The following is a 26,326-nucleotide window of genomic DNA, read 5'->3' as shown; positions in this document are numbered from 1 at the left end:
GCAAAATGGCGGGGGCTGGATTGGCGGGGCAGCTGCTTAAGGCGACGGGCCTGGCGTCCATGTTCGGTGACGACGGCGGCGCGGGTGGTCAGGGCTTCTTGCTTGAGCTCGCGCCGGCAAAGGGCGCGCCGTTCCGCTTTGAGTTGGGCAAGGCCGCGTATGACTCTTTCGCGCGGGACACGGGGTTCAATATCGCGGACCAAGAGCGGCTAACACGCCTGCCGGCACAGCAGGCAGTGGCGAAGGGTAAGGACACCATCAGTTTGCGCGGCGCGATCTACCTGGCGCGGCACGGTGCCGGCCACATAGACCGCTTGCGCGAACTGGGCGCCGCGTTGGAGCCGCTGACGGTAACGACCGGTTACGGCGACTACCTGGGGCGCTGGTATCTGTCCCGCTTGCAAGAAGAGCAGGGCTATCTATTTGCCGACGGCGCCCCGCGCAAGCAGGGCTTTACCTTGGAGTTGGTCCGCTATGGCGATGACTATCAGAACGTCTGACGGCGACATGTTGGACGTGTTGTGCCGGGCGCATTACGGCTACGACGAAAGCGCGGTGGAACAAGTGTTGGAGGCGAATCCGGGTTTGGCGGCGATACGAGAGCCTTATCCCAGCGGGGTGTCTATCTCGTTGCCGGATATCGAGGCGCCGGCCGGCGATGTTGTGACGTTATGGGAGTGAGCCATGAGGCCGATTTTTAAGGTGCTGCTGACCAGCTCCAAGACCAAGCCGGCGGCGGACATGGAGGGCAAGCCACAGGACATTACCAAGCTGTTGGCTGACCGTTTGATCAGTCTGCGCGTGACGGACAAGGCGGGGCTGGACAGCGACGAGCTGGAAATCACGCTGGACGACCGTGACGGCGCGGTGACGCTGCCGGAAACCGGCGCGGGTTTGGAGGTGAGCTTGGGCTATCAGGAAACCGGGTTGACCCGTATCGGGCAATTCCGGGTTGATGAAGTGGAGTCCAGCGGGCCGCCGCAAACCGTAATCATCCGCGGCCGTCCGGCCAATCTGGCCGGCTCCATTCGGCAGGCGCGGCGGCACTCCTGGGAGGGGGTGCAACTGGAACAGATCGTGAAGGACATCGCGGCGCGCAACAAGTTGAAGCCGGTATGTCGGATCAAGGCTACGGTGTCGCGGGTGGATCAGATGAATGAATCGGACTTGCACTTCCTGACCCGCATTGCGCAGCAGTACGACGCCACTGCCACGGTAAAGGGTGGCCAAGTGCTGGTATTGCCGCGCGGCGGGCAAGCCAAGAGCGTCAGCGGGAAAGCGCTGCCGGTATTGGTGCTGACCCGGCGCGACGTCACCAGCTGGCATTTTAAGCGCAGCGACCGCGCGGCCGCCGGCGGGGCGGTGGCGCGCAGTCACGACAAGAAGACCGGTAAAACCCTGTCCATCTATGTGCCGGATGCCGAGCACAAAGAGAAGTCGCCGCGCGTCATTCGTCACGGCGCCGCCAGCAAGGGCGCCGCTGGCGCGGCGGCCAAGGCGGCCAGCAACCGCGCGCGCCGGGCTGAACTAACGATGCAGCTGCGCTTGCCTGGCCGGGCGGAGGTGGTGGCGGAACGGCAATTGCGCACGCAGGGTTTGAAGGCCGGTATTGATCATTTGTGGACCGTGGACGCGGTGGTCCACGACTACAGCCGCAGCGGCTGGGAAACCAGCCTGGAGCTGGTGCTGAACAAAAAAGCAAAAGGGAAAAAAGGCGGCAAGAAGGGGCGCAAAACCAAAAAACCGGGCGTTGTACTGGCGCCAAACTAATAAGGAAAAATATGTCTGAGCCTGTTTCTAGCGGTGGCGCGGCGGTAATGGCGGGAGTGTTGGGCGCGGCGTCGCTGGTGCCGTATCTCAATGACGGGGTGTTGTTCGCGTCGTTTGCCGGTGGTGCCGTGTTTGTGCTGAGCGCGAGGGATTACAGTTGGGTCGAGCGCGTGGTTTATCTGTTCGTCTCGGTTGTCATCGGCACGATCTGCGCGCGCTTCGCTGCCGGCATCATCGATGCGGCGGTCGATGCGATAACCCAGCGCGACTTGACCGTGCCGGACAGCGCCGGCGCGCTGCTGGCTAGCGCGGTTTCTGTGCGCATTCTGCAAGGCTTCATCCGCCGTTTCGAGTCCGGCCCGCCCGTTGCGCCGTGGGAGATCAAAAAATGACCGCTATTGCTGTTGTAAATGCCGTGGTGTGCGTTGCGATCTGCGCCCGCTTGTTGATGTTCCGCCGCGAGGGTGCGCGGCATCGGCCATGGGCGTGCTGGCTCGCTTACGCGCTGATCCTGGCCAGTGCCTGGGCCGGCTTTGAGGGCGTGGTGGGGCGCGCGCAAGTCGGCCCGGCAGGGCTGGTAATCAACCTCTTTCTCTGCGTTGCGGTGTTCCGCTCGCGCGGCAATGTGTGCGACGTGCTGCGACGGCCGCAGCCGTACCGCTAAGCGCTTTCCATCCATTCAATCCAAGCCTCGCACTGCGGGGCTTTGTCATTTCTAGAGGGTAATAACATGAAAATTCTTGTATCTGCTGGCCATAGCAATGTTGATCCCGGTGCAGTGGCTAATGGCTATCGTGAAGCCGATATCGCCGCCGAATTCCGCAACCTGGTGGCGCATGAGCTGCGCCAGGCCGGCGCGGACGTGCTGACGGACGGCGAGGGCAGCGACAACAAGCCGCTGGCCGAGGCTGTGAAACTGGCCGGCGGCGTCGGTCTGGCGGTGGAGTTCCATTGTAATGCGGCGGTTAACCCCCAGGCGCGTGGCGTTGAGTCGATCTCGCTGCCGGGGAAGCGTGACGTTAGCCAGCGCATCAGCGCCGCGATAGCGGCTGTGCTGGGCAGTCCGTTGCGCGGTGAGCGCGGGTGGATAGATCAAGCCGCGACGCCGCGTCAACGGCTTGCATTCGTCAATGCCGGCGGCGTGATCGTCGAATTGTTTTTCATCAGCAATCAGGCGGAGATGGGGGTGTATCAAGCCAAAAAAATGGACCTGGCGCGGGCAGTCGCGGCGGCACTGCTGGAGGTCCGCTAATGCGTGCGCTGGCGTTCAAGGCGCCGCTGGGTCTGATCCGCCGGCGCATCTATGGGCAAGTTCTGCTCTTGGGGGGAATGAAATGAACTGGAGACTGATTCTTGTCGGCATTGTGCTTGCGGTAGTCGCTGCGGCGGGCTGGCACTATCGCGCCGTATTAGCTGAACGGGACGCGGCGAGCCAGCGCGCAGCGGCCGCAGAAAAGGCAGCGGCTGCGGAGAAGGCGGCCAGGGTGAAGGAGCAGGAAATCGCTCGTAGCGACAACGCGGCAGCCGCCGCTTATCAGAAGGAACTGGAAAATGGGAAACTTGAACAGCAGGGGGCTGTTGCTCGTCTACGTGCTGCTCTCCGGCTGCGCGACCAGCGCGCCGCCGGTGCCGGAAATCTGCCCGAAGCTGCCGCCGGCGCCGGCGGCCGTGATGGAGAAGCAGCCGCCGAATTTTCTGGAGCGCAGCGAGCAAAACTTGTTGAGGCTCTTGAGCGATTTGGGATTGAGCAGTACGCCATTGCCGGCGACGCCAACAAAGCGGCCGGGCGGCTCAACGCCTGCCAGGTGATCCTCAACTCAGATCGCGCGCAGTAATGCCGTGACACACCGCCATCCAGATATGATGCCGGACCGGCAGCGCCATGGGCTGCTGATTGCTGCCAGATGTAAGCCATTCTTGCAGGCGGCTGGCAGGCCACAGGCAAAGTTTGGACAGTGCAGCGTATGTTAGCGGCTGACCGGTGGCGGCCAGGTGGTGGGCGGATATGGCACGGTAGAAATCCGGCTGGCTCAAGTCCATGACGGTGTGCCATTCTGGCCTGACGCTTGCCGGGAGCGGCCGCGGTTTCTTCGATGTGCGGTAGCGCGGGATGCCCAACTGTTTGCGCTTGCGGGTGATGGTGCGAGCGGGAATGCCTGCCTCTCTTGCCAGCACGCTATCTTTGACAGACCCAAGCCGCTCCAAAATGGATGCAGGCCAGTTGATCGCTGTCTGCGATTCGGGGTGTGCGGGAATCCCGAGACGGGATCGCCGCTGTCTGACGAGGTCAAGACTCACGTTCAATTTAAGCGCAACGGTCTTGTCGCTGCTTTGGCCGAGCATGGCATCCATTTCCGGCGTCCATTTTGTGTGCGGAGCAAACGCAGGGATGCCAAGCCGCAAACGCTGGGCTCTAACCGCTCCCAAGGATCGGCCTAGTTTTTTACCCAGACTTGCATCGGGCATGGTCCCCAGCTGTGCGATTTCCTCGTCAGTCCATCGATACCACACGACCGGGACCGTTGCAGGGATGTTGAGGCGAAGCCGCTTTCGCCTCACCACGTCCAGGCTTACCCCCTTCAATTTGCCAAGCTCAGCATCGGACACCTTCCCCAGCAATGCCAGCTCATGATCGGACCACTCGATCTGACTGGCTGGGCGGTGTCTGTCCCCTGACAGGCCCAGGCTATTGGCCTTCGCTCGGATGGCCGGCGCCGAGCGCTGCAAGAGCGCTTGTAACTTTTCAGCCGGCATGCGCCGGTAGTGCTGGCGGAGGAGGGCTATTTCATCCGGCGTCCATGTGGCCTTCATTTTCGCCCGCTTTCCGGCAAGGTGGCCGCGTCGATCTGGTTGCTGAGCCATTCCATGCCCAGCGCCCGCAACTTGTCCCAGCGTTCCTGAGTGAGGCGAATACTGCCGGATTTAGTTGGGTTCTTCGATGCCTTGCGGCCGGCACCAGGGCGCGCGCCGCCATGCAGGGCTGCGCCTGTTTCATCGTTTGTTGCGCGGCTGACCTCTGGGGGGTGGTTGGATTTCATGCTGCCGCTACCTCTTTCAGTTCTTTTTCACGGCCCAGCATCTCCACCATATAGCTGGCGCCTTGTTCGTCGGACACGCGTACCGCGCGGAAACCGAGCAAAACGGCGGCGCGGGCGGTGGCGTGCTGGATGTCCCAAGCGGCGTCGCCCAGGTCTTCCGGTCCAACATTGGACTCGATATCGTAGATGGATTTGGACTCGTCGATTAGCGCCGCGGCGGCGTCTTCGTCGATGTCGTAGCGGGCGGCCACTTCAGCAACCAAGCTGTCCAGCTTGGCGGCGTCTTCGTGATAGAACAGCTCGCCGGCGCCGATGCATTCCGATTCGTCCAGCTCGATGGAGTAAGCTTTGTAGCTACTGGCGGTCATTGCATAGACATGGCTGGAGAAGAACAGGAAAGAGCCATAGTGACCGTGGGTGTTGATCTGGCTGATGGCTTCAGGTGAGGTGTGAAACAGTTCCATGTTCTGCTCCGTGTGGCGTTTTGTTGCTTGAATTATGTGTTACCAAATTCAAAAAAGCAAGAGAAATCTAGCAGCGATAGTTGGATGATCTAGCAGATCAGTGCTTGCAGATAAGGTGGCGTGTGGGCAATGCGTGCTGAGGGAGCGGGTTCTGGTCAATGTGATAGGAAGTGAGAAAAAATGAACTTTGTCAACTGATGTGGGGCCTATAGTGTAGGCATACTTGCAGTGGAAGCTGAGTGCGGTCGATGAAACTATGGTGTATGCATGATGCAACATCATTTGTGGCAAGTGCACATAACTGCTTGTTGGTTAGGGTATGTGAGTCCATACTCTGATGGTTCAATCGAAATGTCTATGTGGAAGTTGATGTTTTGATTGATCTTTTTGTTTACAGCGATTTCTTGTTGCAGTATCATTGACCGTTTTGTCTTATCTGACCGAGTGGAGATTATCATGGCAGCGAAGCCAAGAGTGTTTGAACGTACCCCTACACTAAGCCAGGGTGCGAGTCAGCGGCTGGTTAGTGCTGTTCTGAACAATCGGCTGTCTGAGTCGCGTCAAAATGATCTAACAAAGTACGCCCAGCTTGCTCAGCAAGCGTTTGTAAAAGGTGGTGACTATAGCAAGTAGATCATTAAAAAAGCGGTGTTCATGATATTTTCATGATTACATCAGTGTCTTTTTTTTGTAAAATGGCCAGTCTTGCCTATGCTGCGGACTGGCCATTATGTCGTTTGATTTTGTGTTCGTGCCTGTAATTGGAACTGAGGATGTTCAATTAGAGAGGTTCTCTTGTGGAAATGAGCCGTTAGATCAGTTTCTCAAACAAGAAGCGAGAGACTATGCGGAGCATGGTATTACTACTACGACAGTAGTGTGGGTTGAGGGAGATATGGCCAGTCCGGCTGCATTTTTCTCTCTGTCCAATGATGTTGTTCGGCTGACAGGAGGCGAGACAGGGGAGTTGGGTTTACCCTTTTTGCCTGTCACGAACAACTTCCCTGCGGTCAAACTGACAAAGTTTGCCGTGGCTCAAGCATATCAAAGAACTGGTCTTGGCCGTGAACTGATGAAGTATATTGAGGGTATGGTGTTTGTTGCGAAGGGTATGTCAGCTGTGCGCCTTCTTACTCTTGATTCATTGCCTGAAGATCATGTTCTAAACTTCTATGCTAGTAATGGCTTCATGAGGTGTGAGCATGAAGATAGGCAGAGAAGACACCAAAGACGGCGTCAAACAATCCCAATGTTTAAAGACTTGTATGTAGCTCCATGATGGGCTGATTTGTGGTTGGGCTGTCTGAGCTTCTGGCCTGAGCTTGGTGCAAGGTTAAGAGAAGCCCGTCGATGAAGGCGGGCTTTTTGTTGACAAGAATAATTTGCCTGCGTGGTTAATTTTTCAGGGCCGTATCTCCAGCGATCTGCTGGATAATTTCATTTGTCCAGGCAAGGGTAAGGCATAATCCTTTATTCCTTATTCCCCATTTTTTGCTTTCTCTGCCAGCATATCCGCCATAAATGTTATAAATGGCTTCCTCGTAAAAGTTCTCAAAAGCATCTGAATCGTCTCTTAAGTGCAGGCTGAGGTCCATTTCTGAGCTGCATTGAGAATTCAAATACCTCAGTAAAGATCGTTTCTCGATTGCTTTGTGAATATCGTCAATGGTGATGGAGTCGTGCTTTCCTGAGTCGATGGCGCTGTTGATCTGGAGGATGAGTAGAGTAAGGTAGCTGACTTTCATTGGTGTTCTTTCTGGCTATGGGTGTTCACCTGTGCGCCTCCTTGTGTTTGCTCTGTCAATAGGCTGTCTTCCAGAGGGCTTGGCGAAGCGTGCACGATTTAAGGGTGCTTCTTGAGGCGATAAGCCTTGCCTTCTATCATATCGAAAGCTGAAAAAAAATGACAATGGTGCAGCCGGTGCAGCCCAAAGTTCGCCAAGCAGATGTGTCATTGAGGCAGGCCGCTATTGTTGAGCCGTCCCCGGCGGCGCAGGATGGACGCATTGTTATTTTTCGGTAGGCTCGGGGGGGGTGAAAATTGTGTGGGAGTTTTGCAGGAACTGTGATTCTGTGTAATGCCAAGTAACGCCAAAATCTGGCTTGTAGCGGCAAGCGGCGATTTTGTAACTACTTGTTTTTTTAAGGGTTTATCTTTGGTTTTGCTGCACTCACCTACATGGGGTGCAGGGGGTCGGAAGTTCGAATCTTCTCGCCCCGACCAAAGAATTCCAAAAGTATCAAATATTTAAAGCTCTGCATTTGCAGAGCTTTTTTTATTTTCCCCTCCAAATATTAGAAATCCTTCTAATTCCATCCCCTTCAATGAGTCGAATTCGGCGGGCGATTTTTATTGCCCGATAGACGGCGGCGAACCATTTGTTTCGGCGCCTGCCGTATTCCTGTGGCCGCCGCGGATGCGCGCGGCGGCGTGTCGCCGACTTTATGTGAGGATTGCTATGTTGCATGTAGTTGCCGTGATTACCGCCAAGCCGGGACAGCGCGCCGCGATTTTGAGCGAGCTGAATGCGATCGTGCCCCTGGTACGCGAGGAAGAGGGCTGCATTGAATACGGCCCGGCTCTGGACCATGCGGATTCTCCGCAGTCGTTTGGGGCGGACAGCTTGGTGGTCATGGAGAAATGGGCAAGCAAGGCTGCGTTGGACCTGCATCTGGATGCACCGGCGCTGCGGGCCTTCATCGCCGCGACCGAGGGCGCGGTGGCCGGACTGTCCGTGCATGTGTTGAACCCGGCCTAGCCGGGCATACTCGTCCTCAGCCGGCTTTGCCGGCTATTTTTTTGGGCGGAGCTCGGCCAGCGGCGCTTCTATGGGCAGCCGTTGCAACTCGCCGTTGAAAAAGCTGCGTTCGCCGCGGCGCAAGGAGGGCAGTAAGGCTTGGAGGCGGGAGAGCGCGTCGGCGGCTTCCCGTCCGGCGCCCTGTTCATGCAGCAGGAACCAGGCGGCTTCCAGCAATAGATTGGCTTGTTGCAAGGGCGGGAAGGCGGCGTTGCCGGCTAGTTGCTCGTCCAGCGCCAGGACTGCCGCCGAGGACCAGCGGCTGAAGCCCTTGGCCGGGGACAGCGAAGCGTGCAGGGGGTGCAAGGCAGCGATGGCGGTTTCCAGCGCCAGCGGTTGTTGTGCACGGAAGGCGGCCAGGCTGCGCGAGCGCGGCGGCGGGCAGTTGCCGCGCGCGATGCGCAGGATGAAAATCAGGTTCCAGGCGGAGCCACTGCCGTAGCCGAAACGGTCGCAAATCCATTCGGACAGCCCGAGCCAGCGCATGGCTTGCAGTTGCACCGCGCCCACCTGCTGTTCTCGTTCCGGGTCGATCAAACCTTGCTGCCAGAACAGCCACAAGCACCAACCGATATTGGCGGCCACATGTTGGGCGGCGTCGATCGAATCCGCCTCGTAAGCCGCCTCCAGCGCGCCGCTCAGCGCTTGCAGGGCCGCTCCGGCCTCGTTTTGCTGACGCGCTATGCCCGCGCCGCTGGTGGCGGCGTGCTTGTGCAACAGCGCCATCAGATTCAGGCATTCGAAACGTACCCGCGGGTTGTAGCGGAATACCGGTTGCAGCTCCGGCGAGGTTTGCAGATGCTCCAGCATGGTCTGGGCCGCTTCGGCGTCGCCGTGGGTATAGCGTTCCCAGGCCCTGACGATGCAGGCCATCGCGGCGAAAGTCGGGTGGGCGTGGTGGACGCTGCCGGCGTCCAGCACGCGGTCCAGTCGCTTCAGTGCGCTGCGGCTGCCGTCCAACTGGGCGCTGCGGCGCCAGGCCAGGCTTTCCTTCATCAAAGCCAGCGCCTGTTGAAAATCGTCGCCGGCGAATTGGCGCGCAACGTGGAAGGATTCCGCTACCTGACGGCTGGGACGACGCCCGAAACCGTCGTATTCATCGCGGATCGCTTGCGCCATCTGTTGCCAGAAGCGCATATCGCGCATCAGGTAGGACAGGTCGCCGGCCGAGCTTTCCGGCCTCTCCCGGCGCAGGCCAAGAAAGTGTTCCAGCCAATCCCGTTCCACCTCGGCGCCGTCGGCGCGGAAGCGCAGCCGCGACGCCATACCGGCCGCCAGCCAGAACGGACCGCGGCTGCGCCCGTTCAAGGGCAGGGTGGAGATGGGCTGGCTGTGCGCGGCTCCCCAGCCCGCTTGCACGCCCCAGCGCGCGAAATCGGCGAAAGCGCGCGAGATCAGCATGCGGATATTGTTTTGTCCAGGGAAGCCGAGCCGCAAGGCGGCGGCGGACACCGAGCCGTCGCCGAAATGGTGGGCATGCCAGAGCCGGGCCAGCAGCCAAACGGACTGGCCGCGAGCGGCCTCGCCCTGGACTCGGTAGGGCGCGGATAACTCGATTTCGATGATGTCGGGCGTTTCGATCATGGTGGGGTTGGGTCGCTTGCGGATTGGGCCGAGCAGGGCTCCGGCGGGGCCTGAGGCTGGGGTTGCCGCGGAAGGAATGATTCTACCGCTCCTCATTGATGTTTTGATCGCGCCGGATCGTCGTTTGCTTCGGCCCGGCGGCGTCTCGCGGCTCACCAAAGCCTGTCGATGTCCCCCGGATGAAGCGCAATCTCGCAATGCTCGAAGCGCGCGGCCATTCGCTTGGCCTTGTCGCTGAAAAAGCTGGCCATCGTCGCTTTGTCGAATTGGCTGCTGGGAAACGGCGAGGCCGGCGTGCCGCCGATCAATACGGCGCCAGGCAGTTCGCTCCAGCCGCAACGTTGGTAAAAGCGCCGCAGGGGCCGGTCGCAAGTGAAGATGCCGAGATCGGCGCCGTTGGCTTGCATGGTTTCGCGCGCGGAGGCGGCCAGCAATCGCCCCAAGCCGCGGCTGCGATCCTCGGGCTGGGTGACCATGCAGCTGATGCCGCTGGCCTGGAAGTCTTCTCCCGCGTGGCTTAGCCGCTTGCTGAGGATGTCCAGCGCCGACAGTACCCGGCGGCTCTCCACCAGCAACAGCGACAGCGGGGCGAGCGCCGGATCGTGAATAGGCTCGGGGCTGGTCGGCGGCTCGCCGGGCCAGGCCAGATTTTGCAGCTCCAGCACTTGCATGCGCAGTTCGGCGGGCACTTCCGCTTCGGGAAAGATCAAAATCTCCATCGGCTGGCTCTCCTCGCAATGGACGGGTATGGTCGACCTTCATGATAACAGCGTTGGCGGCGCGGCCGAGCCTGAGTCGGTTGGCCGCAACAAGGAGAGCACATGTCCTCACGGTCTCAAGCCTGTTTATGGCTGGATCAAAGCCCAGCCGAGCCGTATTGGCCGCCGCTGACGCAATCGGCGCGCTGCGATGTGGCGGTGATCGGCGGCGGCTATACCGGCCTTTGGACGGCTTACTACCTCAAGCGGATGGCGCCGGAGCTGGATGTGGCGGTGCTGGAGGCCGAAACTTGCGGCTACGGCGCGTCCGGGCGCAACGGAGGCTGGCTGATCGGAGGGTTGGCCAATCAGGATGCCCATTTGCTCAGCCTGGACGGCGAGCTGCGCGAACAAGCGCGGCGGCGGCTGTTCGGCATCGTCGACGAAGTGGCCGAGATATTGGCGCGGGAGCGCATCGATTGCGACTTTGCCCATGGCGGGGTGTTGTACGCGGCGGCGCGCTACCCGGAGCAGGAGGCCATGGGACGGAGTTGGCTGCGCGAGTTGCGGCGGGCGGGGCACGGCGAAGCCGACTTTCGATGGCTGGACCGCAAAGAGGCGCAAGAGCAGCTAGGTGCGCGCGATGTGCGCGGCGGGGTGTTTTCGCCGCATTGCGCGGTGATCCAGCCGGCCAGGCTGGCGCAAGGACTTGCACGGGCCGTGGCGCGGCTGGGGGGGCGGATTCATGAGCGCAGCCCGGTGCGCCGGCTCGTTCCCGGCGTGGCGGGACTGGACGGCTGCGAGTTGCGCGCCGACGTCATCGTGCCGGCGCTGGAAGGCGCGGCCGGGCAGTTTTCGCGCTTGGGGCGTTGTCTGCTGCCGGTGCAGAGCCTGCTGTTGGCCACCGAGCCGTTGTCGCCAGCTCAATGGGACGAGATAGGCCTGACGGATCGGCAGGCTTTCGGCGATTTGAGCCGGATGGTGACTTACGGGCAGCGCAGCGCGGACGGCCGCCTGGTGTTCGGCGCGCGCGGAGGTTACCGGCTGGGCGGCCGCGAGCAATGGGATTTCGATCCGGGCAGCGCTGAGTTCGCTTGGCGCGAGCGTCTGCTGCGCCAGTTGTTCCCGGCGCTGGGCGCTGCGGAGGTTGAATACCGCTGGGGCGGCACCTTGGGCGTGGCGCGCGCTTTCACGCCCTATGCGCTTTACGACCGGCGGGCCGGCATCGCCATGGCCGGCGGCTACGGCGGCGAGGGCGTGGGGGCTGCCAATTTGATGGGGCGCACGCTGGCGGAATTGATCCTGGAGCGGGACGGCGATTTGACCTCCATGCCCTGGGTCATGTCGGAAGGGGGTTTGGAGCAGGTGCGCCGCTGGGCCCCGGAGCCGGTTCCCTGGCTGGGCTATCATCTGGTGCGCAGCGCCTACGCGCTGGAGGAGAGCTTGTGCGTCGGAGGCGCCGCGCCGGCATGGGTCAAGCGGAGCGCGGGCAAGTTGGCCGCGGCGATGGAGTCCTTGCTGGCTTGAGGGCGGGAATGCGATATGGCCGCCGCTCATGTTGCGACGCACTGCCCGTTGTCTGGGTCTGCCGTCAGGCGTTCTCCGTTGGGGGTGTTGTTGATCGATGCGTTGTCCGGGCTGTTCAGTCGGTTCAAGAACCATTGTTATCGCTGAAGGCGTCCGCGTACCCGCCCAGCAACTGGGTTGGCGTCTGGCCGAAGGCCTGGCGGAAGGCGGCGATGAAGGCGCTGGGGCTGTCGTAGCCGCAGCGCCAGGCCGCGACGCCGACTTTTTGGCCGGCCGACAGATATTCCAGCGACTTCAATAGCCGCAGCCGGCGGCGCCAGGCTTGGAAGCTGAGCCCGGTTTGTTCCGGAAACAGGCGGCTCAGGCTGCGCCCGCTGAGGCCGGCCCATTGCGCCCAGTCGTCGCGCGAGCGCGGGTCATCGGGCGCTTCCGTCAAGGCGTCGGCGACTCGGCGCGCGCGCCGGTCTTGCGGCAGCGGGAGGCTCAGACTCAAGGGCGGACATTGCTCCAATTCGTCCAGCAAGACCTCCAGCAGCCGCTGTTCCCTGGGGAGGGGCGGAACGGCGAAGTCCAGCGCGCGCCGCATGATGGCAGGGGGCAGCGCATCGCAGGCTATGGCTTGCGCGCAGGCAGGAAGCCGGACGCAGACCGTCGCGGCAAAGCGCAGGCTGATGCCGTCTATCAGGCCGTGGCGGTGCGAGGCGTGGCGCACGCCGGGAGGAATCCAGACCAAGTGGCCGGGCGGCAGCCAGAACCGGCCGCCGTCGGTGGCGATGCTCAGCACGCCGTGGCGCAGCAAGCTCAGCTGGCCGCTGTCATGGCTGTGCCAGGCGTCGGGGTCGGCGGTGTCGTGAAGGATGCGGTTGGCGGCGAGCAGCATAATTTTGGCCTGTTTGAGCTATTTATTGGCATTGTAGCGATAACGCGCCGCCGCAGCAGGGCGTGATACTGGCCATTGTGGCGGCGAGGCATGGGTCGCGCCGCCCTTTGTCGACATCATGTCCCCACTTAAAGAGCGTGCTCACGATCTCGCGAACATGAGCGAGACAAAGCATTGCGGCTGAGAAAGCGGAGTGTACCGGTGGTGCATGAGCATTTCGAAGGGGTATTCACCGTGCGATGTCTCACGCAGCGCGGCAGACCGTAAACAGGCTTAAGGAGCAAAATCATGCAAAACACCGCCATCTCTGTGGTGAGAGAATTATTTGAATGCGCATTGCTGTGTCCGGAACTGGACGAAAGCCGCTTGGCGCGACTAGTGCACCCGGACTACCGCCAACAGGCGGACGGCCGCAAGCTGGATTACGCGGATTTCGTCAAACACCTGCGCCATCTGAAGCAGGAGTGCAGCCGGGTCGGCCTTGAAATCCTGAGTTGGGCAGAGCAGGGAGAGCGGCTGTTCACCCGCCATTTGGTTACCGCGGACAAGCGGGACGGCGGTCAGGTGCGGATGCTGGTCATCGCCGAGTTCCATGTGCGCGACGGCGTGGTGCGCTCCTGCGACGAACTAAGCCATATGCTGGGCGGGGCGGCCGAGGATCGGGATCTGGGTTCTCGTTACTGACGACGGATTTGGCCGGGTATATGGCAGCCCGGTCACTTTCGGAGCGGCGGTTATCGATATTCAATGTTGCTTGGCCGCATGACTTTTAATTCAGGTGTGCGCGTTCCTTGAATCTCGGCCGTATTGTTTTGAATGCAATGGCACTCCGCTTATCTATTTCCAATGAGATGAATCTTGGAGGGAATGACGGCGCAGCGGTTTATCGGCAAGGATAAAAAAAATGGACCCGACGGGTCCATTTCGATATGGCGGCGATTGAATCAGGCTTCCGGAACGTTCAGCGAGTTGATGCTGAAGCCGGCGTCGACATAAGTGATTTCGCCGGTAATGCCGGAGGACAGATTGGACAACAGGAAGGCGGCAGTATTGCCCACTTCCTCGGTGGTGACGTTGCGGCGCAGACAGGACTGTCCGGCGGCCATGGCCAGCAGTTTGGAGAAGCCGGAAATGCCGGCGGCGGCCAGGGTCTTGATCGGGCCTGCGGAAATGCCGTTGACGCGGATGCCGTCCTTGCCCAGGCTGGCGGCCATGAAGCGCACCGAGGCTTCCAGGCTGGCTTTGGCCAGGCCCATCACGTTGTAATTCGGAATGGCTCGCACCGCGCCCAGGTAGGACAGGGTCAGCAGCGCGGCGTTGCGGCCTTGCATCATCGGGCGCGCGGCCTTGGCCAGCGCCGGGAAACTATAGGCGGACACATCGTGCGCGGTCTGGAAAGCTTCGCGGCTCAGCGTATCCAAAAAGTCGCCTTCCAGCGATTCGCGCGGGGCGAAGGCGATGGCGTGCACCAGGCCATCCAGGCCGTCCCATTCCTTGCCGAGATCGGCGAACAATTTATTGATTTCTTCGTCGTTCTGCACGTCGCAGCGGAAAACCAGCTTGGAGCCGAAATCCGCGGCCATTTCGCGCACGCGGTCTTCCAGTTTGTCCACCACATAGGTGAACGCCAGTTCCGCGCCTTCGCGATGACAGGCCTGGGCAATGCCGTAAGCGATGGAGCGGTTGGAGATCATACCGGTAATCAGAATCTTTTTGCCTTGCAGAAAGCCCATTTGGAGTCCTTCTCGGAATAAACAGCTGCGCATTATACCGAAGCCTGGGCGTTTCAGCAGCGGCATTGTCGGCCAGGTCAAGTGGTTCCAGGTGGTATATAAGGAAAGAGCGAAGGGCGGGCCCGGTCGCGCGCTCCGGATTTCCGGTTGCTCCGGCACTCCGCGCTTGCTACCATCACACATCAATTGCAGTAGATGCACCACCAAAATATTTAGCGAGGAAACCATGAGCGATCTCATCCACCACGTAAGCGATGACAGTTTCGATACCGATGTTCTGAAAGCCGACCTGCCGGTACTGGTCGATTACTGGGCCGAGTGGTGTGGTCCGTGCAAGATGATCGCTCCCATCCTGGACGAAGTGGCCAAGGAATACGAAGGCCGCCTGAAAGTGGCCAAGCTGAACATTGACCAAAACGAACTGACGCCGCCGAAATTCGGCATTCGCGGCATCCCGACGCTGATGATTTTCAAAGACGGTCAGGTTGCCGCCACCAAGGTGGGCGCGCTGGCCAAGAGCCAGTTGACCGCCTTCATTGACAGCCAACTGTAAAGCGTCTATTCTCCAGCAAAATCTCAAAACGGGTAGCGATTGACGCGTTGCCCGTTCCATTTTTACGCCACCCTCCGAATTCAGCGTTCCGCTAAATCGTTACCGAGTCGACCTACGGCTGCTATGCACTTATCTGATCTAAAACATCTTCATGTTTCCGAACTCGTTGAAATGGCCATTTCCAACGAGATCGACGGGGCCAATCGACTGCGCAAGCAGGACTTGATCTTCGCCTTGCTGAAAAACCAGGCCAAAAAAGGCGAGAGTATTTTCGGCGAAGGTACCCTGGAAGTGCTGCCGGACGGTTTCGGTTTCCTGCGCAGCCCAGACACCTCCTATCTGGCCGGCCCGGACGACATCTATGTCAGCCCGTCGCAGATTCGTCGCTTCAACCTGCACACCGGCGATTCGATCGAAGGCGAGATCCGCACCCCGAAAGATGGCGAACGCTATTTCGCGCTGGTCAAGGTGGACAAGGTCAATGGCGAGGCGCCTGAGAACTCCAAGCACAAGATTCTGTTCGAGAACCTGACGCCGCTGTTCCCGACTGAACAATTCAAGCTGGAGCGCGACATCCGCGCCGAGGAAAACATTACCGGCCGCATCATCGACCTGATCGCACCGATTGGCAGGGGCCAGCGCGGCCTGCTGGTGGCGCCGCCCAAGTCCGGCAAGACCGTGATGCTGCAGCACATTGCCCACGCCATCACCGCCAATCATCCGGACGCGGTGCTGATCGTGCTCTTGATCGACGAGCGTCCGGAAGAAGTGACCGAGATGCAACGCTCGGTCAAGGGCGAGGTGGTGTCGTCCACCTTCGACGAGCCTGCCACCCGCCACGTGCAAGTGGCCGAGATGGTGATCGAGAAGGCCAAACGCCTGGTTGAGCACAAGAAGGACGTGGTGATTCTGCTGGACTCCATTACCCGTCTGGCGCGCGCCTACAACACCGTGGTGCCGGCTTCGGGCAAGGTGCTGACCGGTGGCGTGGACGCCAACGCGCTGCAGCGTCCCAAGCGCTTCTTCGGCGCCGCGCGCAACGTGGAAGAGGGCGGCAGCCTGACCATCATCGCCACGGCGCTGATCGATACCGGCAGCCGCATGGACGATGTGATCTACGAAGAATTCAAGGGTACCGGCAACAGCGAAATCCATCTGGAGCGTCGCATGGCGGAGAAGCGCATTTTCCCGGCGCTGAACATCAACCGTTCCGGCACTCGTCGCGAAGAACTGCTGATTCCGCAGGATCAGTTGCAGCGGATCTGGGTGCTGCGCAAGCTGCTCTATCCGATGGACGATCTGGAAGCGATGGAATTCCTGCAGGACAAGATCAAGGCCACCAAGTCGAACCAGCAGTTCTTCGACTCGATGCGCCGCTAAGAGTGTTTCAAGCAGAAATGCTCAGCAATGTGCCAGGCTCGCCGCCTGGCATTTTTTTTGCCCGCGTTCGCCGGCGCCGCTTAGGCGGTTGGCGCGCGGGTTTTTTGTTAATAGCGATGGCGGCGCCGACAGAGAGGCCATGATTTGGCCTAAGATGGAGCAAGGATGTCGCCGGAGCGTTGGCCCGGCGAGTGGATGACGGCAGGGGACAATAATATGTGGTCGATGGAGGCGGGAGAAGCGGCCGACTGGATTGCCGGTCGGCTTTCGGCTTATGACTTTACCGGCAGGGTGGGCGATTTCAGTTTCCGGCCGGCCGATGGCGGGCTGCGGCCGGCGGCGGTGCTGGTGCCGCTGGTGTGGCATAGCGAGGGGCCGACGGTGTTGTTGACCCGGCGCGCGGAAAACCTGCCGGCGCATGCCGGCCAGGTCAGCTTTCCAGGCGGCAAGCTGGAGCGGGACGACGGTTCCGCCGAGCGCGCCGCCCTGCGTGAAACGCGGGAGGAGACCGGGCTGGCGGAGAGCCATGTCCGGCTACTGGGGCGTTTGCCGGACTATGTGACGATTACCGGCTTTGTGGTGACGCCGGTGGTGGGGTTGGTGTTGCCGCCGTTCGAGCTCAGCCCGGAGCCGGGCGAGGTGGCCGAGGTGTTCGAAGCGCCGCTGCCGCTTTTGATGGATACCGGGGCCTATGAGCGCCACAGCCATCAGGGGGACGACGGCCAGCTGCGGGCTTATCTATCGCTGGACTGGCAGAGCCACCGCATCTGGGGAGCCACCGCGGCGATGCTGTGGCTGTTGTCCGACGCCTTGGGCGTGGCGGGGCAGGATCGGCCGCCGTTCAGGTCATGTCCAGATCATTGAAGAGAATGTTGCGGCCGGCGACCTTGGCTTCGTAAAGCAGGCGGTCGGCGCGCGTCAGCATCAGTTCCGGCGTGTCGTGAGGCCGCCAGTCGGTCAGGCCGCCGCTGAAGGTCACGCTCTGGTCCACCAACGGGAAGCGTGTCTGACTCAACACCACTTGCACTCGTTCCATTACTTTTTGCGCGTCGCGCAGCCGGGTGCAGGGGAAAATCACTAGAAACTCTTCGCCGCCCACCCGCGCGCTGATATCGGTGTTGCGCGTGGTGTCGGTCAGCGCGTTGGCTACGGCCACCAGTACGTTGTCGCCGGCCTGATGGCCATGACGGTCGTTGAATTGCTTGAAGTGGTCAATGTCGAATACCGCTATGGTCATTGATTGGCCGTAGCGTTCGCAGCGGCTGATTTCGTCTTTCAGCATCATGTCGGCGTAGCGCCGATTGTATAGATGGGTCAGCGGATCGGTGGCCGCCATTTCGCTTAGCTGCTGGTTGCTTTCCTGTAATTGCTCCTCTAGCTGTTTGCGGCTGGAGATGTCGTAGAGCGCCACCAGCGTGGACGGAGGGGTGCGCTCGCCCAAGGGCCGCAGGGAGACAATGACCCAGAGCCGGCTGTGGTCCTCCAGTTCTAGCTCTATTTCCTGATTCTCGATTTCCTGGCCGGCTTCCAGCCACTGTTCCAGCGGCTGCAGTCGAAAAGGCAGGTTGAGAATGTCCGAATCTTCCTTGGTCCCCGGCGCGCGCGGCGGCAACTGCAGCATGGCTCGCGCCAGCGCGTTGGCGCGCTGGATGCGGCGTGTTTTGGGGTTGACCAAGAGCAGCGCCAGCGGCGCGGTGTCCAGGATCAGCTTGGCTTCTTCCTCGCTTTGCCGGATCAGGTCCGTACTACGGCTCAGCAAGGTGTGCTGACGCAGGTTGGATAGATAATTGCGCAAGGCCAGCAGCGTCATGCCGGCGATGAACAGCCAGCCCAGCAGCGCCAGCATCGCCTTTTCCTGCACCGATCGGGTGAAATCCTTGCGGGCGATGCCCACTGCCACTTGAAACGGGTAGCGACCCGTCTGGCTTTGGCTGTATAGGCGGGTGACGCCATCGATATTGGACGGCGCGCTGAATTGCGCCTGGTTGCCGTCGCGGCTGAGCAGTTTGGCCGGCTGTAGCGGCCGGAACTGCCGTTCCAGCCCCTTGGGCGGTTTGGGCCAGCGCGCCACCATCAGCTGGCGTTGGTCCAGCACCAGAATTTCCCCGTGTTCGCCCACAGTGACGCGTGAGACTTCGTCCTGGAAAAAATTGTTGGCGATGACGCCGGCGGCCATGCCTATGACATTTCCGCTGTCGTCGCGCAGCTTGCTGGCCAGGACGATGCCGTGTTGCTCGGGGTTGTGTTGGGCGGCGGTGTAATTGTTTTCCGGGTCTTCGTTTCGATGCAGCCAGCGGCAGAATTCATTGTGAGGCTGTCGCACGATGGTGGCCTGACGGCTGGTGAAGATGGCTTGGCAGGCGCTGTCTATGATTTCGATCCGGCTCAGATAGGGCGCCAGCTGCAGTTGCTGTTGCAGCTGTTGATACAGTTTTTGTTGTCCGTCCTCGCTGCTTTTTCCGGTGTGCAGCAGGGTTTGGACTTGTGGCAGTTGACTTGTGTTTTGCAGGATCAACCCGGCTTCGCTGACGCCGGCTGCCAGCCGCTCGGCCAGCAGTTGACTGAGGCCGTTGGCCTGTCGCAGCGCGTTTTCCTCTTCCTGGTGGTAGGTGTTGAGCAGTTCCAGGGCCACCAAGGTCAGAGTGGCAAGCAGGAAGAGGATGGAACCCCAGATCGCATAGCGTGCCGGGCGCTTGTTCCGTTTTCGGAGGTTGAAGTCCATGACGCTCGTTATTGGGGGTTATGAACCAGTTATAGCGCTAGGCGACGAAGTATGACAGGGGCCCACCGCCAGCGGGCGGGCCTGGGGAGCGTCAGGTCGCGGTGAAGCGCATCGAGAGATCGACGGCGCGGATGTCCTTGGTCAGCTTGCCCACGGAAATGCGGTCGACCCCGGTTTCCGCTATCGCGCGCACAGTGTCGAAGTCCACCCCGCCGGACGCCTCCAACAGCGCGCGGCCGGCGGTCAAGCGCACTGCCTCGCGCATTTGCTCCAGCGACATATTGTCCAGCAGCGCCAGCTTGGCGCCGTGGCGCAGCGCTTCCTCCAGTTGTTCCAGCGTTTCCACCTCGATCTGCAGGCTGACGTCGGCTGGGGCCAGCTGTTGCGCGGCCCGCAGCGCGGAGGCGATGCCGCCGGCGGCCATGATGTGGTTCTCCTTGATCAGGATGCCGTCGAACAGGCCGACGCGCTGATTGTCGCCGCCGCCCGCCGTTACCGCGTATTTTTGCGCCAGCCGTAGTCCGGGCATGGTCTTGCGCGTGTCCAGTATCCGGGCGCGGGTGCCTGCCACGGCGTCGACGTAGCGGCGGGTTTCGCTGGCGACCGCGGACAGGGTCTGCAGGAAGTTGAGCGCGGAGCGTTCCGCGCTTAGCAGCGCGCGCGCCGGGCCGGCGATGTTGCACAGCACGGCGCCGGCGGCGACTTGCTCGCCTTCTGCGGCCAGCCATTCCACTCGGCAACGGGGGTCGACCTGACGGAAGCACTCGTCGAACCAGGCCTGGCCGCACAGCGTAGCCGCCTCGCGCGCAATCACGCGCGCCGCGCCAGCGCTGTGTTCGGGAATCAGCAGGGCGGTCCAGTCGCAACGGCCGATGTCTTCGGCCAGGGCGGCGGCGACGTGCTGGGCGATCAGGTGAGGGGCGGGCAAAGCGGGCATGCGGGGCTCTCCAAGAAAACGTCATTGTACCCAATGGAGACGGGTTGGTGCGCATGCTCTGGTATCATTCGAAATGGATAATCAAGCCGATAGGTAGGTCATGGATTTGCCCGCATCGTTTTTTCCCGACGTCGCGCTTTGGCTGAGCAATGGCGCGGCTTTATCTTTGTTGGCGCTGGCGGCGCGGCGGGTGGCCTGGCGCGCTTTGCCCTTGCCAGCCTGCAACGCCTGGATGGGTGCCTGCGTGTTGGCGCTGGCCCTGTGGCTGTTGCGCGGCGGCGTGGCGCCGGGCTTGTCCTTCCATTTGCTGGGCGCCGGCTTGTTCACCCTGCTGATGGGGCCGTGGCTGGCTTTGCTGGCGCTGGCGCTGCCCTTGCTGGCGCTGGCTTTGAGCGGACAGGCCGATCCGCAGGCGCTGGGCCTGAATTATCTGAGCATGATTGTGCCGCCGGTGGCGCTGTCCGCCGCGGCGCTGCGCTTGAGTCAGCGCGCCTTGCCCAGCAATCTGTTCGTTTACGTCTTCGTCAACGGCTTCCTCGCCGGCGGGGCCGGCATGTTCACAGCCGGTTTGTCCGGGCTGTTGGCCTTGGGGCTGGCCGGCGCCTATCCCTGGGACCAGTTGCTGGAGGAGACGCTTCCGTTCTATTTTTTATTGTCATGGTCGGAGGCCTTCACCACTGGTTTGCTGGCGGCGGTGTTGGTGGTTTACCGGCCGGAATGGGTGGCCACCTTCGACGACGGGCGCTATCTGGGACATAGACGCCGCGCGCCGTGAGAAGGGGTTTACCATCCGCTGCGCGTCGCGAGCGGCGATACGGCGAGTACGGTTTCAGAGTGCTGATGAACCAACTGCGCATTCTGCTTCTTCAAGCGCAACGCCTTGTCTCGCTTGGCTCGCAATATCGTAAGCAGCCTCTGTTAGAGCCTGTTCAAAGTCTCGCGAGCTAGGGCGAGACAAGGCAAAAACGGCTGAAAAAGCGGAGTGTACACACGGTACATGAGCATTTTGAAGCCGCTTTCAACGCCGTATCGCTGAAGTGCAGCAGGCTATGAACAGGTTCTTAGATGCTGGATCAACATAGGAGAATGTTATGCCGTTTGCGTTATGGAGCATCTTGCTGGCGGCTTTGCTGCCATTGATCTGGGCCGGGGTGGCCAAGGCTGGTTCGCGGGTGGACAACCACAAGCCGCGAGAGGCGATGGCCCAAGTCAGCGGTTACCGACAGCGAGCCAATTGGGCGCAGCAGAACGCCTGGGAGGCGTTCCCGACCTTCGCCGCCGCGGTGCTGGTGGGGTGGGGTATGCATGCGCCGTCGGCGTTTCTGGACGCCGCCGCCGCGGTGTTCATCGCGGCGCGGGTGGCGCACGGCTTGTTGTATCTGGCCGACCAGGCCAGCCTGCGCTCGCTGTCCTGGCTGATTGGCCTGCTGACGGTGGTGGCGATCTTCTGCAAGGCCGGTGGCCTGTTCTAGCGCTAGACGGCGTTCAGCCAGCCGTTGGCGCGCAGCGCGGCCTGCACCTGGTCCAAGCCTTTGGTGTGAAAAGCTTGCCAGCCGGCGCGGCGGGCGGCGTCCACGCATTCTATGTTGTCGTCGAAAAAGGCGATGCGTTGCGGGGCCACGTCCAGTTCCTGCTGTACATGACGGTATACCTCGTCGTCCGGCTTGCGCAGGCCGATCAGATGGGAGGCGAATAGCCGGTCGAAATGGTGCAGCAGATCAAATTCGCGTTCGATTTTGTCCCAGTGCAGCGCGTTGTTGTTGCTGAGCACGGCCAGGCGATGGCGGCCAAGCTGGGCCAGCATTTCCGCCGCGCCGGGGAAGGCGCCGCGCAGCCAGCTGTCCAGTTGCGCGGTCATTTCCGCCGCGTCGATGTCCAGTCCCAGGTGTTCCGCCATCGCGGCGCTAAACGCTTCCGGCGTGCAGGCGCCGGTGTCCAGCTTGGCGATCCACGGCGTTTCCATCCAGAAGCGCCGGGCTTGTTCCGGGTTCAGCTTGCCCTTAGAAAGCCGCACTAGCGGATCGATGCCGTTCCAGTCCACCAATACCCCGCCCAGATCGAATACCAGCACATCTACGCTTGAATTCATCGTTTCGCCTTTTGTCGAGAGCGCGAGGGTTTCGCGCCAGCTGTTTTAGAGAATGATGGGTTCCGGCTCCAGCTCCACGCCAAAGCGCTGTCGGACCTCGGCGCGCACCTTGTCGGCCAGCGCGCGCATCTGTTCGCCGCTGGCGGCGCCGTGATTGACCAGCACCAGGGCCTGGCGCGCGTGCACGCCGGCGTCGCCGTCGCGATGGCCTTTCAGCCCGCATTGGTCGATCAGCCAGCCGGCGGCCAGCTTGACCTTGCCGTCGGCTGCGGGGTAGTGCGGCATCGCTGGATGGCGCGCCAGCAGCGCCTGCGCCTGTTCCGCCGGCAGCACCGGGTTTTTGAAGAAGCTGCCGGCGTTGCCCAGCTCGGCCGGATTGGGCAGTTTGCTCGAGCGGATGCGGATCACCGCGTCGCTGACGTCTTGCGGCGTGGGCGCGGCAATGCCGGCGGCGTCCAGTTCTTGCTGGATGTCGCCGTAGCCGGTGCGCAGCCGCGGCGCGCGCGACAGGCGGAAGCGCACCGCGGTGACCAGCAGGCGGCCGGCGGCCTCGTGTTTGAACACGCTGTCGCGATAGCCGAAGCGGCAGTCGGTCTTGTCCAGCGTCAGTTCGGCGCCGCCGTGATCAAGGTCGGCGCAGACCACTTGATGAATGTAGTCCTTGGCCTCGACGCCGTAGGCGCCGATGTTTTGAATTGGGCTGGCGCCGACGGTGCCGGGGATCAGGCTCAGATTTTCCAGTCCGTACCAGCCCTGGCTCAGGGTGTGGAGCACGAAGCCGTGCCAGTTTTCGCCGGCGGCCGCTTCGACGATCACGTCGTCGCCGCTTTCTTCCAGCAGGCGGATGCCGCGCAGCTCCAGTTTGACCACCAGGCCGGCATAGTCGCGGGTGAACAGCAGATTGCTGCCGCCGCCCAGCCACAGCACCGGGCCGGCGCGGTAGGCCGGGCTGTCCAGCAGCGCCGGCAGATCGGAGAGCGCGTCCAGTAGGCAGAAGTCGCGCGCGCGCGCGTCCATGCCGAAGGTGTTCAGCGATTTGAGCGGATGATGGTGGCTGTAGCTCAGGCTCATGGCGCCGGTTCCGTTTGAAGTTGTCGATGCAGGCGGCGGCGGCTTTCGCCCGCCAGGTAGCGGGTCAGGAACAGCGCGGCCACGCTCAGGCTGATCACCAGCGCGGTCCAGAAGCCGAACACGCCCATGGGCTTCTTGGTCAGCCAGTCGGTCAGGCCCAGGGTGATGCCCAGGCCCAGGCCTACGCACCAGAACGACAGGATGTGAATGACCATCGGCACCGTGGTCAGCTTGTAGCCGCGCAAGGCGCCGGAGGCGATGGTTTGGGCGGCGTCGGTTAGCTGGTAGACAGCGGCGAACAGCAAGAGGGTGGAGCCCATCGCGATCACGCGCGGGTCCGGCGTGTACATGCGCATGATGGGTTCTCGGAACAGCAGCACCACGAGCATCGCGCAGAAGGCCATGCTCAGACCCAGCAGCAGGCCTACTCCGGAACTGAAGCGGGCGGCGCGGTAGTCGCCGGCACCGACATGATGGCCGACGCGCACGGACATCGCGGTGGCCACGCTCTGCGGCAGCATGTAGATGATGCTGGAAAAATTGAGCACGGATTGGTGGGTGGCGACCACCACGGTGCCCAGTTCGGCAATCAGCAGTGCGATGAAGGAGAACAGGCTGACTTCCACGAAGAAGGACAGGCCGATGGGCACGCCCAGCTTGAGGAAGCCGCGGTACATGCGCCAGTCCGGGCCGCGCAGGCGTTCCAGCAGCCGGAACTGGCGGAAATTGCGGTGCCAGCTGACATAGGCGAGCAGGGCCAGACAATTGAACCAGAACACGATGCCGGTGGCCCAGCCGCAGCCGGCGCCGCCCAGCTTGGGCAGGCCGAACAGGCCGTGGATCAGGATGTAGTTGAGCGGAACGTTCAGCGCCAGCGCCAGCAGGCTGACCACCATGATGGCCTTGGGGCGGCCCAGGCTGGACGCGTAGGCGTGCAGCGCGCGGTGGGTCATCGCCGCCGGCATGCCCACCGCGGCGCCGGTGATGAACAGCATCACCTTGTCGATCACTTCCGGCGGCAGGTGCAGCCACAACCGCAGCGCCGGCTCCAGCGCCACCATCATCGCCGCGCCCAAGAGGCCGATCAGCAGGCCGAACCACAGGCCCTGGCGCGCGGTGTCCTTGAATTTGTCGTGCTCGCCGGCGCCCAGCTGGTGAGCCAGGATGGGATTGAGCGCGGTGACGATGCCCATCAGCGTGACGTAGAAGGTGATGAAAACGCTGGCGCCCAGGGAGACGGCGGCCAGATCGTCGGTGCTGACGCGGCCCGCCATCACGGTGTCGACGAAGGCGGTGGCCACCTGCGCGATCTGAGCGATCATCATCGGCAAGGCCAGCCGGCTGATTTGACGGGCTTCCAGCAGCACGGCCCCGCACGGGGCGCGATTGATTTCAAACAGCATGGGAGTAGGGCGGGATGGCTCGGAGAACTGGCCATTATACCGGCTGCGGGGCGGGCTTGTCTTTGTCGCGCCATGACAATGGGGCGGCAAGGAGCGAGACGGACGCGCGGAGCGCTCCCGGCGGAGCGGGAGCGGGCGGTGGTGTCAGATCAGAAGCGCGCGGGAGGGTCGCGGCGCAGATCGCAGCTGATCAGCAGTTCGCCGCCAAAGCGGGCGTTGATGCTGAGCGCGTCCACCAGCGAAATGTCCCGCACGGTCAGCTGTTCGCCGTTGCGTTCCAGTTCGTAGCCCAGTTCATGGGCGAAATCCGCCAGCTGTTGCAGGGCGGGGGCGTCGGCCGGCGTGAGCGGAGAGGCGCTCAGGCTGCCGCAAAGGGGGCGAGGTCTTCCCACGGCGTCGAAATTGGCAAAAGAGAAATCGGTATAGCTATCTTGCAGGCAGTCGTACATGGCGGTCTCCAGTTGGTTCGGTCGCGGTTGGCGCGCCGGTTCTGGGTTTCGCCGGCGACGCTTTAGCAGGATTTTTGGGCGCCCTGCAAGTTGTCTTTAACTCGGCGCCTGCCGCGCATGCCCGAAACAGAAACGGGGCGCGGCTCATGCATCGATCCGAAGCGATTGGTTTGCTTAACTGCCTGTACGGGTAAAACAAAACCCGCCTACGACTAAGAGCGCAAGCGGGTTGACCGGTTTGACGCTTTAGCTGGCATTTGTTAAGCGCCCGCAAGCTGTGTCAAATCGGCGCATGAACGTCAGCCTATGCCTTTGGCTTTTGGCTGTCAATCCCCTTGCGGGGCGTCCTCGCGCCAGTCGGCCAGCCAGCCGCGCCAGTGCGGTTCCGGTTGCGCGGCGACGGCGGCGCGCAAGCTTTGTCTACAGGCTTGATGGGTGGCCGGGGCCAGCGCGCCCTCCACCCATTGCTGGCGCAGCCACAGCAGATGGCAGCTGGCGGCCTGGCGCGCATTGTGTTCGGCGAGCGCGCCGGCGTTGCCGGCTCGGTACAGTTCCCAGCGTCGAGGACCGTTGAGTTCGGCTTCTCCGGGCAGGCCGCACAGACGAGCCAGCTCGCCCAAGGGAGTGGCCAGTTCGGCATGGCCGCCGCTCAGGATCTCGCTCAGCGCGCAATGCGCGTCCGGCGTCCGGCCGGCGCGGAGCTGTTCCGGCAGTTGCAAGCCCAGCGCCAGCGCGCGATGGAGCAACACCGGCAGTTCCAGCCGAGAGCCGTCCCAACTGATCAACTGCGCCCGGCTGTCGCGCAGCAGGGTTAGCCAGTCCGTCAGCATCGCGGCTTCGTCGCCGGCATCGACGGCGAGCCGTTGGACGAGGCGGGTGTGTCCATCCTGCTGCAGTACGCCGGCGATGGCGATCACGCGGTGCAAATGGAAGGGGATGAAGTCGGTGCCGCTTTGGGCGCGGCAGCGCTGCAGCACGAAATCGGCGACGTCGGCCTCCCCGATCTCGCCGTCCAGCTCATAGAGCTGGCGGATGGCGGGCACGTTGGGAATGGTCTGAAGATGGAAGCTGAGAGTAGGGCGCACGGGAGGGGTCTTGTCGGAGTCGGCGAATCGGCAGCGATTGTATGCCTATCGTCGATAGGGGGCAATTGGCGGCCGTGGAGGCGGCTATGGGGCGGTATATGGCGGCGAATTGTATTTTCTGCAAAGAATAGGGATATAATCGCCG

The 26,326-nt window shown here is 61.9% G+C and carries 31 protein-coding genes; 16 read left to right on the top strand and 15 right to left on the bottom strand.

The genetic code is table 11. The features are described 5' to 3' along the window. The 7 genes from HA052_RS22165 to HA052_RS22135 all read left to right on the top strand — a co-directional run. Positions 1-500: phage tail protein (locus HA052_RS22165; protein WP_166453627.1), on the top strand; the 500-nt coding region annotated here is incomplete at its 5' end. Continuing rightward, positions 475-681 carry a tail protein X gene (locus tag HA052_RS22160; RefSeq protein WP_206118999.1) on the top strand — a complete coding sequence of 69 codons (207 nt, stop codon included), beginning with the start codon at positions 475-477 and terminating at the stop codon, positions 679-681. The genes HA052_RS22165 and HA052_RS22160, both read left to right, overlap by 26 nt. A 3-nt stretch (positions 682-684) precedes the next feature. Next, positions 685-1,770, top strand: coding sequence for a contractile injection system protein, VgrG/Pvc8 family (locus tag HA052_RS22155; protein WP_166453626.1), 1,086 nt, complete (start codon positions 685-687; stop codon positions 1,768-1,770). An 11-nt stretch (positions 1,771-1,781) separates the two neighbouring features. Further along, positions 1,782-2,162, top strand: a complete 381-nt coding sequence (locus HA052_RS22150; RefSeq protein WP_166453625.1) for a putative holin — start codon at positions 1,782-1,784, stop codon at positions 2,160-2,162. After that, positions 2,159-2,434, top strand: coding sequence for a phage holin family protein (locus HA052_RS22145; protein WP_166453624.1), 276 nt, complete (start codon positions 2,159-2,161; stop codon positions 2,432-2,434). The genes HA052_RS22150 and HA052_RS22145 overlap by 4 nt, the downstream gene beginning before the upstream one ends. 66 nt (positions 2,435-2,500) lie before the next feature. Further along, positions 2,501-3,022, top strand: a complete 522-nt coding sequence (locus HA052_RS22140; RefSeq protein ID WP_166453623.1) for an N-acetylmuramoyl-L-alanine amidase — start codon at positions 2,501-2,503, stop codon at positions 3,020-3,022. Between the two features lie 82 nt (positions 3,023-3,104). After that, positions 3,105-3,605 (top strand): hypothetical protein, encoded by a 501-nt coding sequence (locus HA052_RS22135; protein ID WP_166453622.1) that lies wholly within the window; start codon positions 3,105-3,107, stop codon positions 3,603-3,605. Here the strand turns inward: HA052_RS22135 and HA052_RS22130 are convergent. The 3 genes from HA052_RS22130 to HA052_RS22120 are packed head-to-tail and all read right to left on the bottom strand — an operon-like array spanning position 3,583 to position 5,272. Next, entirely contained in the window at positions 3,583-4,581 is a 999-nt protein-coding gene (locus tag HA052_RS22130; protein ID WP_166453621.1) for a hypothetical protein, read from the bottom strand. The genes HA052_RS22135 and HA052_RS22130 overlap by 23 nt on opposite strands. Further along, positions 4,578-4,808: a hypothetical protein gene (locus HA052_RS22125; protein ID WP_166453620.1), complete on the bottom strand. Its 231-nt coding sequence runs from the start codon at positions 4,806-4,808 to the stop codon at positions 4,578-4,580. Before HA052_RS22125 ends, HA052_RS22130 begins: the two co-directional genes overlap by 4 nt. Beyond that, positions 4,805-5,272 carry an AcrIF11 family anti-CRISPR ADP-ribosyltransferase gene (locus HA052_RS22120; protein WP_166453619.1) on the bottom strand — a complete coding sequence of 156 codons (468 nt, stop codon included), beginning with the start codon at positions 5,270-5,272 and terminating at the stop codon, positions 4,805-4,807. The genes HA052_RS22125 and HA052_RS22120 overlap by 4 nt, the downstream gene beginning before the upstream one ends. Before the next feature lie 730 nt (positions 5,273-6,002). Here HA052_RS22120 and HA052_RS22115 point away from each other — a divergent pair. Beyond that, a complete protein-coding gene (locus tag HA052_RS22115) occupies positions 6,003-6,551 on the top strand; it encodes a GNAT family N-acetyltransferase (RefSeq protein WP_166453618.1) in 549 nt (182 codons plus the stop codon). A gap of 115 nt (positions 6,552-6,666) precedes the next feature. Here the strand turns inward: HA052_RS22115 and HA052_RS22110 are convergent, their stop codons facing one another. Beyond that, on the bottom strand, positions 6,667-7,017 hold the full coding sequence (locus tag HA052_RS22110) for a hypothetical protein (RefSeq protein ID WP_166453617.1): 351 nt from the start codon (positions 7,015-7,017) through the stop codon (positions 6,667-6,669). 714 nt (positions 7,018-7,731) lie between these two features. On the opposite strand from HA052_RS22110, the gene HA052_RS22105 reads away from it, so the two are divergent. Next, positions 7,732-8,031, top strand: coding sequence for a putative quinol monooxygenase (locus tag HA052_RS22105; RefSeq protein WP_166453616.1), 300 nt, complete (start codon positions 7,732-7,734; stop codon positions 8,029-8,031). A gap of 33 nt (positions 8,032-8,064) precedes the next feature. Here HA052_RS22105 and HA052_RS22100 read toward each other — a convergent pair whose 3' ends face one another. Both HA052_RS22100 and HA052_RS22095 read right to left on the bottom strand, forming a co-directional pair. Further along, positions 8,065-9,654 carry a hypothetical protein gene (locus HA052_RS22100; protein ID WP_166453615.1) on the bottom strand — a complete coding sequence of 530 codons (1,590 nt, stop codon included), beginning with the start codon at positions 9,652-9,654 and terminating at the stop codon, positions 8,065-8,067. Between the two features lie 152 nt (positions 9,655-9,806). After that, positions 9,807-10,373 (bottom strand): GNAT family N-acetyltransferase, encoded by a 567-nt coding sequence (locus HA052_RS22095; RefSeq protein WP_166453614.1) that lies wholly within the window; start codon positions 10,371-10,373, stop codon positions 9,807-9,809. Positions 10,374-10,475: 102 nt separating this feature from the next. On the opposite strand from HA052_RS22095, the gene HA052_RS22090 reads away from it, so the two are divergent. Further along, positions 10,476-11,879, top strand: a complete 1,404-nt coding sequence (locus HA052_RS22090) for an NAD(P)/FAD-dependent oxidoreductase (RefSeq protein WP_166453613.1) — start codon at positions 10,476-10,478, stop codon at positions 11,877-11,879. Between the two features lie 124 nt (positions 11,880-12,003). On the opposite strand, the gene HA052_RS22085 is transcribed toward HA052_RS22090, so the two are convergent. Continuing rightward, positions 12,004-12,759 (bottom strand): helix-turn-helix transcriptional regulator, encoded by a 756-nt coding sequence (locus HA052_RS22085; RefSeq protein WP_166453612.1) that lies wholly within the window; start codon positions 12,757-12,759, stop codon positions 12,004-12,006. Positions 12,760-13,047: 288 nt separating this feature from the next. Here HA052_RS22085 and HA052_RS22080 point away from each other — a divergent pair, with 288 nt between their 5' ends. Next, complete coding sequence (locus HA052_RS22080; RefSeq protein WP_166453611.1) at positions 13,048-13,443, top strand: nuclear transport factor 2 family protein; 396 nt, start codon at positions 13,048-13,050, stop codon at positions 13,441-13,443. A 260-nt stretch (positions 13,444-13,703) separates the two neighbouring features. Here the strand turns inward: HA052_RS22080 and fabI are convergent, their stop codons facing one another. Next, the gene (gene fabI, locus HA052_RS22075; protein ID WP_081545550.1) at positions 13,704-14,492 is read right to left on the bottom strand and encodes an enoyl-ACP reductase FabI; all 789 of its coding nucleotides are present in this window, start codon (positions 14,490-14,492) and stop codon (positions 13,704-13,706) included. Positions 14,493-14,718: 226 nt separating this feature from the next. Here fabI and trxA point away from each other — a divergent pair, with 226 nt between their 5' ends. The 3 genes from trxA (at position 14,719) to HA052_RS22060 (ending at position 17,289) form a co-directional block, all read left to right on the top strand. Beyond that, positions 14,719-15,045 carry a thioredoxin TrxA gene (gene trxA / locus HA052_RS22070; RefSeq protein ID WP_081545549.1) on the top strand — a complete coding sequence of 109 codons (327 nt, stop codon included), beginning with the start codon at positions 14,719-14,721 and terminating at the stop codon, positions 15,043-15,045. A gap of 123 nt (positions 15,046-15,168) precedes the next feature. Further along, positions 15,169-16,425: a transcription termination factor Rho gene (gene rho / locus HA052_RS22065; RefSeq protein WP_081545548.1), complete on the top strand. Its 1,257-nt coding sequence runs from the start codon at positions 15,169-15,171 to the stop codon at positions 16,423-16,425. A 165-nt stretch (positions 16,426-16,590) separates the two neighbouring features. Further along, on the top strand, positions 16,591-17,289 hold the full coding sequence (locus HA052_RS22060) for a CoA pyrophosphatase (RefSeq protein WP_240937482.1): 699 nt from the start codon (positions 16,591-16,593) through the stop codon (positions 17,287-17,289). On the opposite strand, the gene HA052_RS22055 is transcribed toward HA052_RS22060, so the two are convergent. Beyond that, positions 17,267-19,147 (bottom strand): sensor domain-containing diguanylate cyclase, encoded by a 1,881-nt coding sequence (locus HA052_RS22055; protein WP_166453610.1) that lies wholly within the window; start codon positions 19,145-19,147, stop codon positions 17,267-17,269. The genes HA052_RS22060 and HA052_RS22055 overlap by 23 nt on opposite strands. Positions 19,148-19,238: 91 nt before the next feature. After that, positions 19,239-20,084, bottom strand: coding sequence for a carboxylating nicotinate-nucleotide diphosphorylase (nadC, locus tag HA052_RS22050; RefSeq protein ID WP_166453609.1), 846 nt, complete (start codon positions 20,082-20,084; stop codon positions 19,239-19,241). A gap of 100 nt (positions 20,085-20,184) precedes the next feature. Here nadC and HA052_RS22045 point away from each other — a divergent pair, with 100 nt between their 5' ends. Then, the gene (locus HA052_RS22045) at positions 20,185-20,859 is read left to right on the top strand and encodes an energy-coupling factor ABC transporter permease (protein WP_166453608.1); all 675 of its coding nucleotides are present in this window, start codon (positions 20,185-20,187) and stop codon (positions 20,857-20,859) included. A gap of 316 nt (positions 20,860-21,175) precedes the next feature. Then, positions 21,176-21,556 carry an MAPEG family protein gene (locus HA052_RS22040; RefSeq protein ID WP_166453607.1) on the top strand — a complete coding sequence of 127 codons (381 nt, stop codon included), beginning with the start codon at positions 21,176-21,178 and terminating at the stop codon, positions 21,554-21,556. Between the two features lie 2 nt (positions 21,557-21,558). Here the strand turns inward: HA052_RS22040 and HA052_RS22035 are convergent, their stop codons facing one another. From HA052_RS22035 to HA052_RS22015, 5 genes are all read right to left on the bottom strand, one after another. After that, positions 21,559-22,173 carry an HAD family hydrolase gene (locus HA052_RS22035; RefSeq protein WP_166453606.1) on the bottom strand — a complete coding sequence of 205 codons (615 nt, stop codon included), beginning with the start codon at positions 22,171-22,173 and terminating at the stop codon, positions 21,559-21,561. Positions 22,174-22,218: 45 nt separating this feature from the next. Then, positions 22,219-23,244 carry a UDP-N-acetylmuramate dehydrogenase gene (gene murB / locus HA052_RS22030; protein ID WP_166453605.1) on the bottom strand — a complete coding sequence of 342 codons (1,026 nt, stop codon included), beginning with the start codon at positions 23,242-23,244 and terminating at the stop codon, positions 22,219-22,221. After that, positions 23,241-24,647 (bottom strand): MATE family efflux transporter, encoded by a 1,407-nt coding sequence (locus tag HA052_RS22025; protein WP_166453604.1) that lies wholly within the window; start codon positions 24,645-24,647, stop codon positions 23,241-23,243. Before HA052_RS22025 ends, murB begins: the two co-directional genes overlap by 4 nt. 149 nt (positions 24,648-24,796) lie before the next feature. Continuing rightward, entirely contained in the window at positions 24,797-25,096 is a 300-nt protein-coding gene (locus tag HA052_RS22020) for a hypothetical protein (protein ID WP_081545540.1), read from the bottom strand. Positions 25,097-25,422: 326 nt separating this feature from the next. Next, the gene (locus HA052_RS22015) at positions 25,423-26,181 is read right to left on the bottom strand and encodes a hypothetical protein (RefSeq protein WP_166453603.1); all 759 of its coding nucleotides are present in this window, start codon (positions 26,179-26,181) and stop codon (positions 25,423-25,425) included. Between the last annotated feature and the right edge of the window lie 145 nt (positions 26,182-26,326).

The sequence above is a fragment of the Chromobacterium fluminis genome, assembly GCF_011602385.1.
GTDB classification, from domain to species: Bacteria; Pseudomonadota; Gammaproteobacteria; order Burkholderiales; family Chromobacteriaceae; genus Chromobacterium; species Chromobacterium fluminis.
The sequence above is the reverse complement of the archived record's forward strand: the minus strand, read 5'-3'. Positions and strand labels throughout refer to the sequence as shown.